This is a genomic window from Halorubrum ezzemoulense, from assembly GCF_004126515.1.
GTDB classification, from domain to species: Archaea; Halobacteriota; Halobacteria; order Halobacteriales; family Haloferacaceae; genus Halorubrum; species Halorubrum ezzemoulense.
In genome coordinates, this window is record NZ_CP034940.1 from 1161143 (window position 1) to 1178415 (window position 17273).

Annotated in this window: 19 protein-coding genes and 1 tRNA gene; 11 read left to right on the forward strand and 9 right to left on the reverse strand. The window is 70.0% G+C overall.

Features of this window, described 5'->3' with window-relative positions; all coding sequences use genetic code 11:
• The first annotated feature begins 12 nt into the window (after window positions 1-12).
• The gene (locus EO776_RS05805; protein ID WP_094519559.1) at window positions 13-1479 is read left to right on the forward strand and encodes a small ribosomal subunit Rsm22 family protein; all 1467 of its coding nucleotides are present in this window, start codon (window positions 13-15) and stop codon (window positions 1477-1479) included.
• 61 nt (window positions 1480-1540) lie between these two features.
• Here EO776_RS05805 and EO776_RS05810 read toward each other — a convergent pair whose 3' ends face one another.
• Window positions 1541-2269 carry an SOS response-associated peptidase gene (locus EO776_RS05810; protein WP_094519558.1) on the reverse strand — a complete coding sequence of 243 codons (729 nt, stop codon included), beginning with the start codon at window positions 2267-2269 and terminating at the stop codon, window positions 1541-1543.
• Between the two features lie 25 nt (window positions 2270-2294).
• Window positions 2295-3008: a glycerophosphodiester phosphodiesterase gene (locus EO776_RS05815; protein WP_089308091.1), complete on the reverse strand. Its 714-nt coding sequence runs from the start codon at window positions 3006-3008 to the stop codon at window positions 2295-2297.
• Window positions 3009-3153: 145 nt separating this feature from the next.
• Between EO776_RS05815 and EO776_RS05820 the strand changes: the two genes are divergently transcribed.
• The gene (locus EO776_RS05820) at window positions 3154-3924 is read left to right on the forward strand and encodes a ribonuclease H-like domain-containing protein (protein ID WP_049929962.1); all 771 of its coding nucleotides are present in this window, start codon (window positions 3154-3156) and stop codon (window positions 3922-3924) included.
• A gap of 56 nt (window positions 3925-3980) precedes the next feature.
• Here EO776_RS05820 and EO776_RS05825 read toward each other — a convergent pair whose 3' ends face one another.
• Window positions 3981-4862 (reverse strand): WD40/YVTN/BNR-like repeat-containing protein, encoded by an 882-nt coding sequence (locus EO776_RS05825; RefSeq protein WP_176454922.1) that lies wholly within the window; start codon window positions 4860-4862, stop codon window positions 3981-3983.
• Window positions 4863-5125: 263 nt separating this feature from the next.
• The gene (locus EO776_RS05830; RefSeq protein ID WP_094519556.1) at window positions 5126-6226 is read right to left on the reverse strand and encodes a polymer-forming cytoskeletal protein; all 1101 of its coding nucleotides are present in this window, start codon (window positions 6224-6226) and stop codon (window positions 5126-5128) included.
• Window positions 6227-6352: 126 nt separating this feature from the next.
• On the opposite strand from EO776_RS05830, the gene EO776_RS05835 reads away from it, so the two are divergent.
• The 5 genes from EO776_RS05835 (at window position 6353) to EO776_RS05860 (ending at window position 8134) form a co-directional block, all read left to right on the forward strand.
• The gene (locus EO776_RS05835; protein WP_049929958.1) at window positions 6353-6532 is read left to right on the forward strand and encodes a DUF5786 family protein; all 180 of its coding nucleotides are present in this window, start codon (window positions 6353-6355) and stop codon (window positions 6530-6532) included.
• A gap of 116 nt (window positions 6533-6648) precedes the next feature.
• Window positions 6649-6906 (forward strand): hypothetical protein, encoded by a 258-nt coding sequence (locus EO776_RS05840; RefSeq protein WP_049929956.1) that lies wholly within the window; start codon window positions 6649-6651, stop codon window positions 6904-6906.
• 107 nt (window positions 6907-7013) lie between these two features.
• Window positions 7014-7211 (forward strand): DUF5800 family protein, encoded by a 198-nt coding sequence (locus tag EO776_RS05845; protein ID WP_086215320.1) that lies wholly within the window; start codon window positions 7014-7016, stop codon window positions 7209-7211.
• Between the two features lie 324 nt (window positions 7212-7535).
• Window positions 7536-7919, forward strand: coding sequence for a hypothetical protein (locus tag EO776_RS05855; protein ID WP_086215319.1), 384 nt, complete (start codon window positions 7536-7538; stop codon window positions 7917-7919).
• Window positions 7920-7921: 2 nt separating this feature from the next.
• Window positions 7922-8134, forward strand: coding sequence for a helix-turn-helix transcriptional regulator (locus EO776_RS05860; protein WP_049929951.1), 213 nt, complete (start codon window positions 7922-7924; stop codon window positions 8132-8134).
• Window positions 8135-8169: 35 nt separating this feature from the next.
• Here EO776_RS05860 and EO776_RS05865 read toward each other — a convergent pair whose 3' ends face one another.
• Complete coding sequence (locus EO776_RS05865; RefSeq protein ID WP_094519555.1) at window positions 8170-9471, reverse strand: outer membrane protein assembly factor BamB family protein; 1302 nt, start codon at window positions 9469-9471, stop codon at window positions 8170-8172.
• A 114-nt stretch (window positions 9472-9585) separates the two neighbouring features.
• Between EO776_RS05865 and EO776_RS05870 the strand changes: the two genes are divergently transcribed.
• Window positions 9586-9786 carry a hypothetical protein gene (locus EO776_RS05870; protein WP_049929948.1) on the forward strand — a complete coding sequence of 67 codons (201 nt, stop codon included), beginning with the start codon at window positions 9586-9588 and terminating at the stop codon, window positions 9784-9786.
• A gap of 213 nt (window positions 9787-9999) precedes the next feature.
• On the opposite strand, the gene EO776_RS05875 is transcribed toward EO776_RS05870, so the two are convergent.
• The 4 genes from EO776_RS05875 to EO776_RS05885 all read right to left on the reverse strand — a co-directional run bounded on the left by EO776_RS05875 (window position 10000) and on the right by EO776_RS05885 (window position 12384).
• Entirely contained in the window at window positions 10000-10629 is a 630-nt protein-coding gene (locus EO776_RS05875; RefSeq protein ID WP_049929946.1) for a glycosyltransferase family 2 protein, read from the reverse strand.
• Between the two features lie 111 nt (window positions 10630-10740).
• A tRNA-Trp gene (locus EO776_RS18905) sits at window positions 10741-10915 on the reverse strand.
• A gap of 118 nt (window positions 10916-11033) precedes the next feature.
• Complete coding sequence (locus EO776_RS05880; protein ID WP_049929945.1) at window positions 11034-11258, reverse strand: DUF5795 family protein; 225 nt, start codon at window positions 11256-11258, stop codon at window positions 11034-11036.
• A 109-nt stretch (window positions 11259-11367) separates the two neighbouring features.
• Window positions 11368-12384: a DUF5794 domain-containing protein gene (locus tag EO776_RS05885; protein WP_089307796.1), complete on the reverse strand. Its 1017-nt coding sequence runs from the start codon at window positions 12382-12384 to the stop codon at window positions 11368-11370.
• Between the two features lie 525 nt (window positions 12385-12909).
• On the opposite strand from EO776_RS05885, the gene guaB reads away from it, so the two are divergent.
• From guaB to EO776_RS05905, 3 genes are all read left to right on the forward strand, one after another.
• A complete protein-coding gene (gene guaB, locus EO776_RS05895) occupies window positions 12910-14397 on the forward strand; it encodes an IMP dehydrogenase (protein ID WP_089307795.1) in 1488 nt (495 codons plus the stop codon).
• Between the two features lie 201 nt (window positions 14398-14598).
• Window positions 14599-15186, forward strand: a complete 588-nt coding sequence (locus tag EO776_RS05900; RefSeq protein ID WP_049929939.1) for a HalX domain-containing protein — start codon at window positions 14599-14601, stop codon at window positions 15184-15186.
• 72 nt (window positions 15187-15258) lie between these two features.
• Window positions 15259-17223 carry a DEAD/DEAH box helicase gene (locus EO776_RS05905; RefSeq protein WP_129452374.1) on the forward strand — a complete coding sequence of 655 codons (1965 nt, stop codon included), beginning with the start codon at window positions 15259-15261 and terminating at the stop codon, window positions 17221-17223.
• The last annotated feature ends 50 nt before the right edge of the window (window positions 17224-17273 follow it).

The window sequence follows — 17273 nt, forward strand, 5'->3', positions numbered from 1 at the left end:
AGACGAGAAACCATGATCGACAGAACCGCGGTCCGGAACAACGCGAACTACCTGCGCAACGTCAGACCGATCGACCCCGAGGAGATCGCCGAGTACATCGAGGGGACGCCGCACCCGGCGGTCGTCCGCGAGACGCTCCGCGAGGAGGCGTTCGACCTCCGGCTCCGCGAGCGCGAAGACGGGGCGTTCGTCCCCGTCGACGAGTCGCCCGTCGACCCACCGGGCTGGGCCCCGGAGGCGCTTCCGGAGGCGTACGCGTTCGCGGTTGAGGACCTGCTCGTCCGCGAGTACGGCGCCAACTGGCACCGCGGCGAGTCCGGCGACGAGCTCCGCGAGCGGGTCCGCCAGCTGAAGACGGACTACCTCTACGAGAACGAGGTCGAGTACGACCGCGTCGCGGCGCTCGGCTACGCGATCTACCACCTCCCCGCGTACTACGCCACGGTCGGCCACGTCCTCGACGACCTCACCGAGAACGGCCTGCTCGACCGGACGCTCCGCGTCCTCGACGTGGGAGCCGGCGTGGGCGGCCCCGCGCTCGGCCTCCACGACTACCTCCCCGACGACGCGATCGTCGAGTACCACGCCGTCGAGCCGAGCGCCGCGACCGACGTGCTCGACCGGCTCTTGGAGGAGACCGGCCGCAACTTCCGGACGACGCTCCACGAGGCGACGGCCGAGGCGTTCCTCGGTCTCGACGAGGGCGAATCGCCCGCCGCAGCGACCGACGACCCCTTCGACATCGTGATATTCGGTAACGTGCTCTCGGAGCTCGCCGACCCGGTCACGGTCGCCGACGCCGCCCTCGACGCGCTCGCGCCCGACGGGAGCCTCGTGGCGTTCGCGCCCGCCGACCGGAACACCGCGGTCGGGCTCCGGCGGGTCGAACGCGCGCTCGTCGCGGGCGACGGGGACGGCGCCGGACCGGGACGCGACGCCGAAATGTACTCGCCGGCGCTCCGACTGTGGCCCGACGCGGTCCCGAGCGATCCGGGGTGGTCGTTCGGCGTGGCCCCGGACCTCGCGGTCCCGCCCTTCCAGCGCCGGCTCGACGAGGCGACGGCGCGCGGCGAGACCGACGAGCCGGGCGAGTTCGTCAACGTCGATGTCCAGTTCGCTTACTCGATACTCCGCCCCGACGGGCGGCGACGGGTCGACATCGAGGCGAGCGCGGAGCGGTGCGCGCGCATGGCCGAGTCCGAGCGCCATGTCACCGACCGGGTGAACCTGCTTGCGGTGAAGCTGAGCCACGACCTGAGCGAGGGGGACAACGCGCTCTACCGCGTCGGCGACGGCTCGCAGGCGACCGACCACTACCTCGTCTGTACCCGCGAGACCGCGCTGAACCGCGACCTCCGCGAGGCCGACTACGGGTCGGTGGTCTTCGTCGAGAACGGGCTCGTCCTCTGGAACGAGGACGAGGGCGCGTACAACGTCGTCGTCGACGACGAGACGGTGGTCGACCTCGTCGCGCCCTGAGCGGTCGCGGGCGCCGGGTCCGACGAGCCGGACCGCTCCGGCTCAGCCGTTGGCGTACGGTTCAGTCGCTGGCCACCGGTTCGATCAGGTCGGGCGCGTCGACGCTCGGCGAGTTCACCCGCGTCGACACCGGGTGCGCGGTGAGGTCGTCGCTCGGGTACGGGTCGAGCAGCGCTGCGGCCTCGTCGGGGCCCCCGTGGAGCCACGTCTCCTCCTCGCCCGCGTCGGGGTCGAGTATCACCGCCATCCGGTGGTGGAGGTCAGCCACGAGGTCGTTCGGCTCGGTGGTGACGATCGAGAACGTCTCGACCGCGTCCGGTTCGTCGCCCGTCTCGCCGCCCTCGCCCCCGCCGCCGAACGCGCCGAGCCCCGTTTGGGTCGTCTCCGGCGTCGGCGGCTCCCACCGCTCGTAGATCCCCGCCATCGCGAACGGGCGGTCGTCGTCGAACGCGACGCGGTAGGGGGTCTTCCCGCCGCCGCGGTCGCCGCCGACCCACTCGTAGAAGCCGTCGGCGGGGACGAGACAGCGCCGGCGCTCGAAGGCGTCGGCGAAGCTCCGCTTCTCCCGCACGGTCTCCGCGCGGGCGTTGATGAGGTCGAACGACTCGTCCGCCCACGACGGGGTCAGCCCCCACTCCATCCGGGTCGTCTTGCCGGGATCCCGGTCCGCGATCACCGGTAGCGACTGCCCGGGCGCGCAGTTGTAGCTCGGCTCACGGTCGCCGAAGTCGGCGTCGAACCGCGCTTCGAGGTCGGCGGTGGGGGTGAAGAGGGTGTAGCGGCCGCACATATCGTCGCGTTGGAGCGGGAGCTACTTAGTCCCGCGACGACCGCCCCGGCTCCGGGAGCAGGTCCCACCGGTCGGCGATGATCCCGTCGACGCCGGCTCCGAGGAGCCGCTCGACCTCGTCGCGGTCTGTCGCGGTCCACGCGTTCACCCGCAGCCCGGCCTCGTGTACCGCATCGACGAACCCCGGCTCGGTCGCGACGTCGATCGGGGGGTGGACCGCGACGCAGCCGAGGTCGGTCGCCGCCTCGACCGCGCGCTCGGCGTCCCCGCCCGCGACGAGCAGCGCGCGCGCAGTCTCGGGGTCGCGGTCCCGCAGCGCCGCGAGCGCCCGAGGGTGAAACGACGAGAACAGTACTTCGTTCGCCGCCCGCCGGGCCGCGTCGAGCGCGTCGCCCGCGACGGCCGGCTCCTTGACCTCGACGTTGACGGTGAGGTCGTCGGGCGCGGCGTCGAGCGCGCCGTCGAGCCGCGGGATCGACTCCTCGGAGCCGAGGACCGTCAGTTCGCGGAGTTCGCTCCAGTCGGCATCCGCGACGGGTCCGGACGCGTCGGTCAGTCGGCCGAGATCCGCGTCGTGGACGACGACGAGTTCGCCGCTCGCACACCGTCGCACGTCGAGCTCGACGGCGTCGACGCGCGGTGACGCGCGCTCGATCGCTCCGACCGTGTTCTCCGGGTACTGGTCGGCGCAGGCGCGATGCCCGATCAGCGTGACATCGTCTGGGTCTGTCCGTGTCATCGCGGCGCTCGCGCCTCGCCCTCCCGTCGGTTCGCTCGCTCGATCACGCACGGCCCTCGGGCCCGGACCGTGTTAGCTCTTCGTCGGTCGGGGCCGCCCGCCCGCTCCCGTCGGCTTTTTAGCTACGCGTCGCGCCGGAACGGACATGCGCATCGAGAACAGCTTCATCCCCGTCGAGGGGGTGGGCGAGACGACCGAACGACGCCTCTGGGGGCGGGGCGTCACCACGTGGGAGGCGTTCGACCCCGGGGTCGACGTCGCGGGCGTCGGGACGACGACCGCGGACCGGATCGAGTCGTTCATCGCGGAGGCGCTGACGCGGCTCGACGACGGCGACGCGGCCTACTTCGACCGCGAGTTCCCCTCCGGCGAGCGCTGGCGGCTCTACGAGAACTTCCGCGAGGAGACCTGCTTCTTCGACATCGAGACCACCGGCCTCGACGAGCGCCGCGACCGCGTGACGACGGTCAGCTTCCATCAGGGCGGCGAGACGACGACGCTCGTCGCGGGCGAGGACCTCACCGCGCGCCGGCTCCGGGAGCAGTTCGCGGACGCGAGCCTGCTCGCGACGTTCAACGGCGCGCGCTTCGACGTCCCCTTCCTCGAAACATCCTTCGACGTCGAAATCGACACGCCCCACCTCGACCTGATGTACCCGGCCAAGCGGATCGGCCTCTCGGGCGGGTTGAAACCGATCGAGAAGGAACTCGGGATCGACCGCGACCGCCCGGACATCTCCGGCCGCGACGCGGTGCGCCTCTGGCGTGAGTACGAGCGCGGCGACGAGGAAGCGCTGGAGACGCTCGTCTCGTACAACCGCGAGGACACCGTGAACCTCCGGGCGCTCGCAGACGCGGTCTGCGAGGCCCTCGACGATGAAGTGTTCGTCGCCGCCCCGGACGGAGACGGCGACTGAGGGGGATCCGATAGCTCGGCGGGTATGGACCGATCGAGTGGCCGTCGCCGAGGCCGTTACCGACGCAGGACGGTGCCGCTGGATCCGACGACGACCGCGTCGCCGTCGACGTCGACCGCGTTCAGGTTCTCGCCGGTCGGCGTGTCGAGGACGATCCGGTCGTCGGCGGTCGACTCCTGAACCACCCCGCCGCTGCCGACGACGTAGCCGGCCTCGCCGTCGGTCTCGACGTCGACGAGGTCGGCGTCGCCGAGGGCGTCGGGCGTCCAGTTCGCGCCGTCGTACGTCAGGAGCGTCCCGTTGCCGCCGGAGACGGCGACGTCGTCGGGGGCGTCGCTGTCGAGGCCGTAGAACGTCACGTTCGCGTCCTCGATGCCGATCGCGTTCCACGTGACGCCGTCGTCGGTGGCGAACACGCGCCCGTTCGTATCGATCGCGTGTCCGCTTCGGGGGGCGTGGAAGTCGATCGCGGGGAGCGCCGAGCCGCTCCCGGGCGTGACGTAGTCCCACGTCCCCGTCGCGCCGTTCTCGAAGCTGTAGTAGATCTTCCCCGAGTCGCCGGCGACGTACACGTTCGCCTCGCCGGCGGCGCCGGTGACCGCGACGTCGTTGTAGTTGTTCGTGTTGTCCATCGGCGCGGAGCGGTCAACGAGCGTGTCCGTCGCGGGGATGTACTCGCCGATGGCGCCGCTCGCGCCGACGAACCAGACGCGCTCGCCGTCGTCGGTGACCGACGCGCCGTAGAGGTTGTTCCCGTTTCCGGTCGGGCCGCCGTCGCGGAGCGTCAGCCAACCCTCCTCGGCGGGCGCGGTGAGCACGCCGCCGCCCCCGACCGCGAAGCGACCGGCGTTCGCCGACACCACGTCGTGAAGCGTGCTGTCCGTCTCGGTCGCCTCGACGGTCCAGTCCCTCTCCGCGGCCGCGGCTACGCTTGTCACGCTTCCCGATGCGACGATCGCGCCCAGCCCCGCCAGCGTCGCGCGGCGGGTCGCCGTCAGTGATCGGCTCATGTCGCACTCGGCCGTTTCGGCGGCCGTTGTAAGTGCCTTGTGTCCGTTCAGATAATTTGTGAAATTAAAACGGCTAAAATCGGGTTAAACGTCCGCCGAACTGGCGGCTCATCTGCGTTAATGTGTCTCTTCAGGCTTCGATACAGCTGTTCTGGGATCGGCGGGTACTGGCCGAAGACGTTCTCTCCCGGTCAGGAGTCGTTCTCTGACTCGACCCCCTCCGTCGCCGCCCCGGCGTCGGCGGTCACCGCTGCGGTCCCCTCGGCGTCGGACTCGCCGTCTGTCTCGGGGGCGTCATCCTCGCGCGCGGACTCCGTCGTCTCGTTCTCGGTCCCGTCGCCCGGATCGGCGTCGTCATCTCCGACTCCGTCCGGCTCCTCGCTGTCGACTCCGTCTGACCCTCCGGCTTCGGCTCCTCCCCCTTCCTCGACTTCGTCCGCCTCGGTCTCGGGGCCCGTCCGCTGTACCAACTTCATCTCGCCGCGCGCCCGGAGCGTGCCCTGTATCTCCGCGCCGTCGTACACCACGAGTTCGCCGGCGGAGACGTCGCCGAGGACGCGCGCGCCGGCCTCGACGGTCACGGTTCCGCCCCGGGTCGTCACGTCGCCGTGAATGACCGTCTCCGCGCCCACGGTGATGTCCTCGCGGGCGCGCAGCGAGCCGAACACCTCGTTGCGCTCCCCGACGCGGATCGACGCCGCGCGGAGGTTGCCGTGGAGCCGGCAGTCGTCGCCCACGGTCGCCGGCGTCGACACGCGCCACGCGTCGTCGGCGATCTCGGCGCTCCGCGGGATCAAGAGTGGGTCGCGGACGTCGTCGCCGTCGGCGAGCGCCTCAGCAAGTTCGTCGGCCGCGTCGGTCTCGCCGACGCGCAGCAGCTGCGAGAGGACGATGAAGTAGAAGACGATCGTCGGCACCGGGTTGCGGATGACGATCCAGCCGTTGGCCTCGAACCCCTCCTCGATCGTCACGTCGTCACCGATGTCGAGGTCGCCCGACACCATCAGGCGCCCGGTGACGGTGACCCGCTCGCCGAGGTACGCGTCCTCGCCGACCAACACGTTGCCGTCGACGGAACACCAGGTGTCGAGCCGGCAGTCTCCCTCGGCCTCGATGTCGTCGCCGACGCTGACGCGCTCGCCGATCGCGACGTTGCGGCCGCGGACGCCGAGCTCGACGGTCGACTGGCCGCCCACGAGCACGTCGCCGTCGACGACGACGTCGTGCTCCTCGACGGTCGTCCCCGAGGGGATCGCGAGCTCCTCTATCGGGCCGCCTCCTCGCAGCGACACACCGGGAGCAGTCGCCCCGCGCGTATAAACGGTACGGGGCGTCGGACGAACGTCGGACGCGAGTGAATCGCTCTCGCACGGGATCGCGGTCGCGGTGCTTTTCAGTGCGCCGCCAAACGGACAGGTATGGGATTCGGATCGTACGACGAGAGCGAACAGAAGGACCAGGACGTCGATACCGACGAGGACGACGCGGTGAACGTCCACGAGAACGACCACGACGGTGAGGTCTCCATCGAGGGCGACGCCGACACCGACGACCTCGTCGGCCGCCTCTCCGAGATGCGCGACGAGGACGACGACTGAACTGCCCCTCTCCTGTCACGCTTCGACGCGACTCGGCGCCGACCGGCCGTGGCCCATGTGCGTACAGTTCGCACACCCGATTCGGATTTATCTGTTTCCGCGGCGTGTGTTAATCTATGCCACGGAGGCACAAACTATCGAACCGATCTAGCCGTTCGACGCGGAGCAACCGCCGGAAACGGACGCGCGGTCCCGATCGGCTCGCCGCCGCCGACTCGGAAGATAGCGACGGCGAGGACGCGAGCGCCGATTCCACTTCGGCCGCGACGGTCGCGCTCGCTCGCCGCCTCTGCGCGAACGGGAACGAACAGGCCTGCGAGACGCTCGAACGACTCTGCGAGTCCGGCCACGACACCGCCTGTAACGCGATCTGACCCGGACCCACGGCCGACCCGCCGCGGGCAGGTCTCGTGATACACCTCGAAACCGCCGACTCCCTGTGTTCGTGCCGCTTATCCCCTCTCGTCGAGTATCTGAGCGCATGCGTACCGAACTGACGTTCACCGACCGCGGGGTCGACGTCGTCTACGAGGGGACCGAGTTCGAACTGGAGAAGACGCTGATCGAGGAGGCCACCGGGAAGTCGTACCGGGACGTCACCGACCACGAGGTCCTGACGATCGTCGCCGAGGACCCGGAACTCGACGGCGAACCGGTCCGGATCGGCGACGTGTTGTGACTTCTCCCACGACTACACTCGTGGGCTTTCATCACTGAGGGGTAGGTCCACGTCTTCGGGAGTTCGCAGGTTCCATCTCACCGCTGGTTCCTTCGAGTACGACCTGCCTTGCGGGCTGGGCCACGACAGCCCCCGCCGTCGATAGCGGGCTCGTGATCTCCTTACCGACGGCCCGCTGCCCGATATTTGACGCAATCCTCGCGAGGAACGGGTCTCGCGCCGGTTAGCAGAGTAAGAAATATATAACGTTAGATCGAATTTACGTCCAGAGGTGACCACTCCATGCGACCTCAGACGCGATACCGCATCGGACGAGCCGTTCACATGCTCGTGACGGTACTGACCCTCAACCTCGGACTGGCCCGCGAATCGGCCCCGCTCATCGCGGGCGGCGCGGTGCTGTTCGTCGCGTTCTTCCCGGTCAGCCGGACGCTCGCCGACCGCGTCGGTCACACGCCGATCGACGAGCGCACCCGCGAGATCACGCGGACCGCCGCGAGCCGCGCCGTGATGCTGCTGTTCGGGGCCGCGCTCGCCGTCTTCCTCCTCGGGTCCGCTCTGGAGGCGACGGGCGGACTCGCCGGCGTCGCGGCGACCGCCTACGCGCAGGCCCGCGTCGTGGTGGTGTGGGCCGCCGTCGCGATCTGCGTCTCCTCCGTCGCCCACGGCACGCGGGCTTGGGTCCGACGGCGGGGCGTGGAGGCGTGACCGTGGAGTTCGAGACGCGTATCCGGGAGCTCCGCGAAGAAGCGGGGTTGACGCAGGCCGAACTCGCCGACCGCGTCGACGTGACCCGGCAGACGGTCCTCTACGTCGAGAAGGGTGAGTACAACCCCTCCCTGGAGCTCGCGTGGCGGATCGCGCGAGAGTTCGACGCCCGAATCGAGGAGGTGTTCGAGCTACCCGATCGACCGCGGCCGTGAGCGGTCTCGGCGGTCCTCCACCGCAGCCACGCCGCTCACTCCGCGGCGACGAGCTTGTACCCGCCGCCGTCGGTGTCTCCCCCCTCCGGGTCGGGCGCGCGCTCGGCGTAGTAAATCTCCCCGTCGACGACGCGGGGGGCGCTGGTGATCCAGCCCTCGTGGTCGACGCGCCACACCTCGTCACCGGAGTCGGCCTCCAGCGCGTAGAGCGTGCCGTCCTTCGACCCCGTCAGCACGCGGTCGCCGGCGACCGTCGCGCAGCCGGTGAGCGGGCGGCCGGTCCGGAAGCGCCACTCCACGTCCCCCGTCGCTGCGTCGAGCGCGTACAGGTGGTCGTCGTGACTGCCCATGTACACCACGTCGCGCTCGGGGTCGATCGCGGGCCCCGTCATCGAGAGGTCGCCCGTCTCGAAGCGCCAGTCCTCCTCGCCCGTCTCCAGGTCCACGCGGTACACGTTGAAGTCCCACGAGCCGAAGAAGGCGGCGCCGTCGTACGTCGCGATCGGGCCCTTGATCTCGCCGTCGTTGGACGCGGGCGGGTCGGTCGCGAAGCGCCACTGGAACTCCAGCTCCGGGAAGCTCCAACAGTAGCAGTAGCCGTCGTTCGACCCGCACACCATCCGGCCGGCGGCGAGCGAGATCGCGGGCGAGGAGTGGGGATGGTCGGTGGGACGGTGGTCGGGTTCCTCCCACGTCACGTCGCCCGTCGCCGCGTCGACCGCGAACAGCCGCCCTTCGGGGTTTGGAAACTCCACCGAGACGTACAGCTCCCCGTCGAGGTACAGCGGGCTCGACCCGATCGAGCCGCCGAGGTCGGTCGACCACTCCAGGTCGCCGGAGTCGAGCGCGAACGCGTAGAGGACGCCGTCGTACGCGCCTACGTAGGCGTGACCGTCCGCGACCGCGGGCGTCCCGTGGATCCCGCGCCCTCCCGCGTCGGTCTCGCCGCGCCAGCGAACGTCCCCGTCGGTCGTTATCGCGAGGAGGTCCCCCGTGTCGCCCGGGAGGACGACGCCGCCGTCCGGGGTCGGCACCGCGCTCGCCTTCGCCGCGCTGTGGTCGCCGGTGTTGACCGCCGGGATCCGCCACGCCTCTTCGACCGCGTCGGGCACCGTCTCGTCCGGGTAGTACCCCCACCGCTCCAGCGAGCCGCGGAACTGCGCCACGCCCGGAGGTATCGTCTGTCGCGTCGCGTCCCCCGCGCCGGGGTCTACGTCCGGGGCCTCGCGGGGCTCGTCCACGGGCGGGTTGTCGAGCGAGGCACAGCCGGCCGCGGCGGTGGTCGTCGCTGCGCCGACCGCGGCGAGCCACTCGCGTCGGGAGCGGGCGTCGGTCATCGGGCTAGCCCTCGGGTCGGTGTCGGTTTAGTGTGGCGGCCCCGTCAGCGGCGAGCGCGTCGATGGCGCGCGACCGACCGGACGACTTTTTCCGACGGTGGCCGAAGCGAGGGTATGGACCTCGGATTCGATCTCGGCGCGAACGTCCCGTCTGGCGTGTTCACGCTTCACGCCGTCATCGCCGTCGTATTCCTAGGACTGGCGGGCCTGAACGGGGCGAACGGCGAGGCGATCGGACTGGCGATCTACCTCGCGATGGCGGGCATGATCGCGCTCGTCGGCTTGCTCGCCGGGCGGATCGTGGCTCGCCGCTGACCGGAACTTTGCCGCCGCTTCGCGAGACGCGGTCGATACCCGTCGAAGCCGTCTCGACCGATCACTCCCGTCGGCCTCGGTGAGCGCGATCCGCCGTCGGGGACAGGCACCACGGCGCCCACAAGGGGGGGCGAGAAGCTCTCGAACCCGTTCGTCGACGCGTAGGGATCCAGACACAACGTCCCCGATACGTATCGCGACTGCGTCCAGCGCCTACGACCGACGTGGGGCAAGCATCAGGTACCGCAGCACGTGGAAGAGCTGTCTGCCGTGTTTCCAAGCGATCCCGCGCGGTTTCTGAATCGAGCGCGTCTCTGCGGGAACCTCTCCGATCCTCGCCCCGTTGGCGGCCGCCTCTAACACGAACGTCCCACAGGTACAGGCCGTGTCGAGATCGAGCGACACGGCCAGTTCGCGACGGAGCGCGCGGAACCCCGTACCCGAGTCCCGCACGTCGATCTTCAACCGCGCCAGTTCGTTGAGTAGCCGTTCCGAGGGGCGCGGAATGGTCGATCTGGCACCGAGAACCAGATCCAACTTGCCGTCTCTGACCGGTCGAACGAGACGGTCGACGTCTTCGGGACGGTGTTCGCCGTCGGCGTCGAACGTGACGACGATCTCGGACGTCGCCTCTCGGAACCCGCGTTTCAGCGCGCGGATATAGCCCGCGTTCTCCGGCTGTCGAACGACGTCCGCTCCCGCGTCCTCGGCCTCCGCCGCCGTGGCGTCCGTCGAGCCGTCGTCCACGACCAGCACGGCATACTCGTCGACGAGATCACGAACGACCGGCCCTATCCGACCCGCCTCGTCGTAGGCCGGAACGACAACGGTGACATCGTCCATGAGCTATATTGCCAACATCTGCTCCTATATGTATCGTGTATACGCCGGCTCCCAAGCACGGACTCAGCGAGCTACTGTAGTCCGCCGACTGGGACCTCTGAAGCAAGGGTATGGGGCCGGAGGGATTTGAACCCCCGATCGACTGATATCTCCGGTGCGCCTCGGAACTCCAGAGGGTCGTCAACGCGACCGATGATCAGTCGGCCGCTCGGTATATCAGTCTGGAGTGTCGTCCCGGGCGCAAGCCTCTGGAGTCAGTCGCCATGCCTGGCTTGGCCACAGCCCCGCGTGATCTCGCATTCGACCGTTGCCGAAACGCGGATAAAGGGGTTTCGATCACGGACGATCCGACGACGCGGCGGCGGCGAGCGAACGCGCGCGACACGGCGGCGATCCGACCGGCGTTACTCTCGGTCGTCGTCGCTCCAGTCGCAGTCTTGGCACTTGTACCCGGTGACGAACTCGGTCACGCTCGGCATGTACCCGACCGAGATGACGTCCCCGCCGCACTCCGGGCAGTCGCGGTCGGCGTCCGCGATCGATTCGGCCTCCAGCACGGACTCTCCTTCGATCAGCTCTGCGAGCTTCTCGGGCGTCACCATCCGCCCCTGAACGACGCGGTTCGACATACCGTCCGTTCGGGGTCGAGTACCTAAACCCCGGCGACACGCGGGGCGATCACGGAGCCGTGCGATCCGGGGCAGAAATCGGATATGTCGGTCGCCGGCTACGCCGGGCTTACAGCCACGGCGCGCGGGAGTCGTCGTCGGTGAACGGGTCCGCCCCGTCGTCGTCGGCGTCCCGGCTCTCGCCGCCGTTCGCGAGGACGGCGACGTCGTCGTCGACGATCGGGGAGGGCCCCTCAGGCGGCGCGTCGAGCGGCGGTTCGCTCGGCGCTTCCTCAGACTCTTCGTCGGCGTCGGCGGGGTCGGCGTCCGACTTGTCCGCGCCGTCGACGCGACCGTCCGGCGCGTCGTCGTCGGGCGCCTCGTCGTCCCCGGCGGCGCCCTCCTCTCCCTCCGAGTTCGGGTCGTACGCGAACAGGGTCGTCACCGCGAGCACCGCGAGCGCGACGGGCGCCTCCGTCTGCATGAGGTCGAACGGGCCGAGCAGGATCGGCAGCGCGAGCACGCCCAGCGCGACCGCGGAGCCGAACCGGAACCGATCGATGTCGACGCGGCCGCGGAGGTGCGGCGACAGCAGCGCGATCGACAGCGCGAACGCCACGCCCACGGCGGCGGCCGCGGTGCCGTTGACGACGTACTCGGTCGAAGTCCGCAGGGCGAACCCCGACGGCTCGAAGCTCGCGACGAGGCCGAGTCCGATGATCACGCCCGGGCTCGGCAGGTATTCGCCGATTTCCGAGCTAGCGGTCTTCGCGGCGATCGTCAGGATGACAAGCCCGGCGAACCGCTCGAAGACGGGCAGGTTGAGCAGCTCCTGGAGAGTTGGCGCGAGGGCCGCCTCGACGGCGGCGACCGGGATGATCACCGCGCCGATCAGTAGCACGGACGCGACCATCTCCCGACGGGTCCCGTCCATCTCCGCGAGGATCACCGCAGCGGTCGCGGAGCCGCCGAAGATCAGGATACCGGTCTCGACGACGCCGGTGGCCGATCCGAGGACGCCGGCGACGACGAGGGCGGGGAAGATGCCGTCGATGAGCGGCAGGACCATCACGGTCGCGAGCAACTTCGTCGCGCTCCCGACCTGCTGTTCTAATCGCAGGGCGACCGGGTGACGTGACGTGCTCATTTAGGGACGATAGCCCTGACCGTCGGGGTGGCGGTGGGACGCGTGCGACTCGCAGTGGTCCGGGGACCAGCACGCGGAGTCCACGCCGCGGGAGGTCCGACGAGCCCATGTAAAGGGTTTGCGCGGATTGCCGGCTGTGAAGCGGACGCCGAGGTCGGCGTTCGACTGGCCGGCGATACGCGCGTTCACGGGACTGTCGGAGTCCATACCAGATATACGTGTTTCGGTCGCGTTAAAGGTTGTGTGAGACGCGTCCGCATGACACGACGTATCCACGGTGAACGCGTGGCTCCGACGAGGAACCGTCGCCGCTTTCGGGGCTTCTCCGATCATCTCTCGGCGCCGGCTCTCACTCCGGACGCAGAGCGGCTTCGACGGGCCGAACGGACTCAATCGTTCTCGAACCGATCGCGTCTCGGCCGATTGATAGCCATGATCATGTATATAATAGGTATTCGAATGTGAGCAACAACCACGTCCGTGCCGTCTCGCAACGCTTTTCATCGGCCGTTCATGACGGATTATATGGCGACAGATTCTGGCCGATTCTCGGCGAAGCTCGATGTCCCGGAAGCGCTGACGTTCGACGACGTGCTCCTCCGTCCGAAAGAGAGTCGGGTCGAGCCCGACGACGCGGACCTGACGACGCGCGTGTCGAAGCACGTCGAACTCACCGTCCCCGTGCTGTCGGCGGCGATGGACACCGTCACCGAGAGCGACCTCGCGATCGCGATGGCCCGCGAAGGCGGCCTCGGCGTCCTGCACCGCAACATGACCGCCGAGGAGACGGCCGCCGAGGTCGAGCGCGTCAAGCGCGCGCACGAGCTCGTCATCCGCCGCGAGAACGTCGTCACAGTCTCGCCCGACGACACCGTCCGCGAGGCCGACGAGGTGATGGAGCGGCAGGGCGTCTCCGGCGCGCCGGTCGTCGCCGACGACGACACGGTCCTCGGTATCATCTCCGGAACCGACATCCGGCCCTACCTCGAAGTCGGCGAGGACGACGCCGTCCGCGAGGCGATGACCGACGAGGTGATCACCGCCCCGGACGACGTCGATGCGCGCGAGGCGCTCGAACTGATGTACGATCATAAGATCGAGCGCGTCCCCATCGTCGACGGCGACGAGCGGCTCGTCGGGCTGGTGACGATGCAGGGGATCCTCCAGCGCCGCGAACACGAGGACGCCGCCCGCGACGACCGGGGGCGCCTGCTCGCCGGGGTCGCCGTCGGCCCCTTCGAGGAGGAGCGCGCCGTCGCGGCGGATCAGGCCGGCGTAGACGTCATCTTCATCGACTGCGCGCACGCCCACAACCTCAACGTGCTCGACTCGGCGGAGGCGATCAAAGCGACCGTCGACGCCGACGTGGTCGTCGGCAACGTCGGCACGCGCGAGGCCGCCGAGGCCGCGGTCGACTTCGCCGACGGGCTGAAGGTCGGCATCGGACCGGGCTCTATCTGTACCACGCGCGTCGTCAGCGGCGCGGGCATGCCCCAGATGACCGCGGTCGCGGAGGTCGCGGACGTCGCCGCCGAGCACGACGTGCCCGTGATCGCCGACGGCGGGATCCGGTACTCCGGCGACGCGATCAAGGCGATCGCGGCGGGCGCGGACGCCGTGATGCTCGGCTCGTACTTCGCCGGCACCGACGAGGCCCCCGGCCGCGTCATCACGATGCAGGGGAAGAAGTACAAGCAGTACCGCGGGATGGGGTCGGTCGGCGCGATGAAGTCCGGCGGCGGCGACCGCTACCTCAAAGAGGAGGACGAAGACGAGGAGTTCGTCCCCGAGGGCGTCGAGGCGGCGACCCCGTACAAGGGGAGCCTCGCCTCCGAGCTCCACCAGCTCACGGGCGGGATGCGCTCCGGGATGGGGTACGTCGGCGCGGAGACCGTCCCCGACCTCCACGAGCGCGCGGAGTTCGTCCGCGTCTCGACCGCGGGCCAGAGCGAGAGCCACCCGCACGACGTGATGATCACGGACGAGGCGCCCAACTACAGCCCGGACGAGTAACCGGAACCGACCGCCGACCGAGCGCGGTCCCTGTCGGGTCGCGCCCCACCGCGTCGCGCTGCGCCTCGTCGACTCCGGTCGCGTCTCGTCCGATCGCGTCCGGCCGGGCGACCGATCAGCGTGGCGCTTCGAAGAGGTATTTTAATATAGCCAGCGGAGAGACGAAACGTGTGAGCGAACACCCCCTCGCTCCCGTCATCCATGAGTGAGCAACCGCCGCTGGTCCTCGTGGTCGAGGACGAACCCGATCTGGCCGACCTGTACGCCGCTTGGCTCGGCGACGAGTACCGCGTCCGGACCGCGTACGGCGGCCGCGAGGCGCTCGACCAACTCGACGAGGTCGACGACGAGGTCGACGCGATCCTCCTCGACCGACGCATGCCGGGTCTCTCCGGCGACGAGGTCCTCACGGCCGTCCGCGAACGGGGCATCGACTGTCGGGTCGCGATGGTCACCGCCGTCGAGCCAGACTTCGACATCCTCGAGATGGGGTTCGACGACTACCTCGTCAAGCCCGTCACGAGCGAGACGCTCCGAGAGACCGTCGAAGGGCTGTTACGGCGCGGCGAGTACGACTCGGAGGTCCAAGAGCTGTTCTCGCTGACCTCCAAGAAGGCGATGCTGGAGTCCGAGAAGAGCGCCAGCGACCTCGCGGACAACGAGGAGTACCAGCGGCTCACCGGTCGGATCGACGAGCTCCGCGAGCGGGCCGACGAGTCGCGCGACGCGGTCGCGACCGACGACGAGGACTACGAGAAGCTGTTCCAAGACTTCGACGCCGACGGGTAGTCGGCGACCGAACGGGTTCGAGAGGGGGCGCCGCGGACTCTTTATCAGCGATCCGGCCGAAGGCGTGTTCGTATGCGCGTCCGGGACCTGCCGCTTTCGTCACGCGTCGTCGACCACTTCGCCGAGCGCGGCGTGCGCGAACTGTACCCGCCGCAGCGCGCGGCGGTCGACGCGGGCGTCTGCGACGGCGCCGATGTCGTCGCGGCGGTGCCGACCGCCTCGGGCAAGACACTCGTCGCACAACTTGCGCTCCTGACCGCCGACGGCCCCGGGCTCTACGTCTGCCCGCTCCGCGCGCTCGCCCGCGAGAAGTACGAGACGTTCGCGGCGCTCCCCGGCGTCGACGTCGGCATCTCCACCGGCGACTTCGACGCGACGGGCGAGGCGCTCGCCGGCAACGACGTGGTCGTCGCCACGAGCGAGAAGGTCGACTCGGCGATCCGCAACGGCGCCTCGTGGGTCGACGCGCTGGCCTGCGTCGTCGTCGACGAGGTCCACCTGCTCGGCGCGACGGGGCGCGGACCGACCCTCGAAGTGACGCTGGCGACGCTCCGACGCCGGAATCCGGACCTCCAGACGGTCGCGCTGTCGGCGACGGTCGACAACCCCGAGGCGATCGCCGACTGGCTCGACGCCGCGCTCGTCGAGTCCGAGTGGCGGCCGGTCGACCTCCGGACCGGCGTCGCCGTCGGCGGCGAGGTCGACTTCGACGACGGCACGAGCCTCTCGGTCGACCTCGACGAGACCGAAATCGACGGCGACGGGGACGCTGACGACGAGAACGATCCGACCGAGGTCACGGCCGCGCTGGTCGCCGACGCGGTCGCGGACGGCGGCCAGTGCCTCGCCTTCGTCCGCTCTCGCCGCGAGGCGGTCGACCTCGCCGAGCGGCTCGCCGAGGACGGCCTCGCCGCGGAGTTGGGGATCGACGAGGCGGCCGCCGCGGCGGCCGAGGAGGCGACCGACGTGGACGGCACGCTCACCGGCCGACAGCTCGCCGACTGCCTGCGGACGGGCGTCGCGTTCCACCACGCCGGGCTCCGGTCGGGTCACCGCGCCGTCGTCGAGTCGGCGTTTCGCGAGCGCGACGTGGCCTGTATCTGCGCCACGCCCACGTTGGCGGCCGGCGTCAACGTGCCCGCGCGCCGCGTCGTCGTCCGCGACCAGCGCCGGTACGGGGAGGGCGGCATGGCGTGGATCCCGACGCTCGAGGTCCACCAGATGTGCGGCCGCGCCGGTCGGCCCGGCCTCGACCCGCACGGGGAGGCGGTCCTCGTCGCCGACGCAGACACTCGAGGGGAGGTTCGCGAGCGCTACGTCGAGGGCGAGCCCGAGGCCGTCGAGTCGCAGCTCGCCGAGCCGGGCGCGCTCCGGACGCACGTGCTCGCGGCGGTCGCGACGGGGTTCGCCGCGACCGAGTCGGAGATCCTCGACGTGTTCGAGGGGACGTTCTACGCGCGAGAGACGGGGGCGGGCGGGCTCGCCGACGCCGTCGCCGTCGCGGTCGACGACCTCGTTGCGGCCGAGATGGTCGCGCGGGAGACGGGCGGGGTCGAGGACTATCGCCTCGTCGCGACGGCGGTCGGCGAGACGACCTCGAAGCAGTACGTCCGCCCGGAGACCGGCGAGCGGATCGTCGCCGGCCTCCACGCGGCGGCCGACCTGTCCGAGGCGACGACGCTCACCGCCTTCGAGGTGATCTGCGACACGCCGGACATGCAGGACACCTACCTCGGCAACGCAGAGCGGGCCGACATCTACCAGTTCGCCCGGAGCAACGCCGCACAGCTGACGACGGACATGACCGACCCGGACGACTTCGAGGGGTGGCTGGAGTCGGTGAAGACCGCCCGCATCCTAGACGAGTGGATCGGGGGCGCGACCGTCGAGGAGCTGGTCGAGCGGTACCGGATCGGTCCGGGAGACCTCGACTCCCGTGTCGAGCGCGCGGAGTGGCTGCTGAGCGCGGCCGAGGCGCTCGGGGAGACGACGGGCGTGCGCGTTCCCGCGGTGTCCCGGGCGCGGTCGCGGCTGTGAGCGACGAGGGATGCCGGGGAAAAACGAAAGCGGCGGCGACGCGCGGCGGC

What these genes read in the sequence shown, in the direction of transcription:
- EO776_RS05815 (WP_089308091.1), bottom strand. Translation starts at nt 3,008, where the DNA reads ATGACACGGACAGACCCAGACGATGTCACGCTGATCGGGCATCGCGCC.
- EO776_RS05875 (WP_049929946.1), bottom strand. Translation starts at nt 10,629, where the DNA reads ATGGACGATGTCACCGTTGTCGTTCCGGCCTACGACGAGGCGGGTCGG.
- EO776_RS05880 (WP_049929945.1), bottom strand. Translation starts at nt 11,258, where the DNA reads ATGTCGAACCGCGTCGTTCAGGGGCGGATGGTGACGCCCGAGAAGCTC.
- EO776_RS05805 (WP_094519559.1), top strand. Translation starts at nt 13, where the DNA reads ATGATCGACAGAACCGCGGTCCGGAACAACGCGAACTACCTGCGCAAC.
- EO776_RS05905 (WP_129452374.1), top strand. Translation starts at nt 15,259, where the DNA reads ATGCGCGTCCGGGACCTGCCGCTTTCGTCACGCGTCGTCGACCACTTC.
- EO776_RS05835 (WP_049929958.1), top strand. Translation starts at nt 6,353, where the DNA reads ATGGGATTCGGATCGTACGACGAGAGCGAACAGAAGGACCAGGACGTC.
- EO776_RS05885 (WP_089307796.1), bottom strand. Translation starts at nt 12,384, where the DNA reads ATGAGCACGTCACGTCACCCGGTCGCCCTGCGATTAGAACAGCAGGTC.
- EO776_RS05810 (WP_094519558.1), bottom strand. Translation starts at nt 2,269, where the DNA reads ATGTGCGGCCGCTACACCCTCTTCACCCCCACCGCCGACCTCGAAGCG.
- EO776_RS05845 (WP_086215320.1), top strand. Translation starts at nt 7,014, where the DNA reads ATGCGTACCGAACTGACGTTCACCGACCGCGGGGTCGACGTCGTCTAC.
- EO776_RS05855 (WP_086215319.1), top strand. Translation starts at nt 7,536, where the DNA reads ATGCTCGTGACGGTACTGACCCTCAACCTCGGACTGGCCCGCGAATCG.
- EO776_RS05840 (WP_049929956.1), top strand. Translation starts at nt 6,649, where the DNA reads ATGCCACGGAGGCACAAACTATCGAACCGATCTAGCCGTTCGACGCGG.
- EO776_RS05820 (WP_049929962.1), top strand. Translation starts at nt 3,154, where the DNA reads ATGCGCATCGAGAACAGCTTCATCCCCGTCGAGGGGGTGGGCGAGACG.
- EO776_RS05865 (WP_094519555.1), bottom strand. Translation starts at nt 9,471, where the DNA reads ATGACCGACGCCCGCTCCCGACGCGAGTGGCTCGCCGCGGTCGGCGCA.
- EO776_RS05900 (WP_049929939.1), top strand. Translation starts at nt 14,599, where the DNA reads ATGAGTGAGCAACCGCCGCTGGTCCTCGTGGTCGAGGACGAACCCGAT.
- guaB (WP_089307795.1), top strand. Translation starts at nt 12,910, where the DNA reads ATGGCGACAGATTCTGGCCGATTCTCGGCGAAGCTCGATGTCCCGGAA.
- EO776_RS05870 (WP_049929948.1), top strand. Translation starts at nt 9,586, where the DNA reads ATGGACCTCGGATTCGATCTCGGCGCGAACGTCCCGTCTGGCGTGTTC.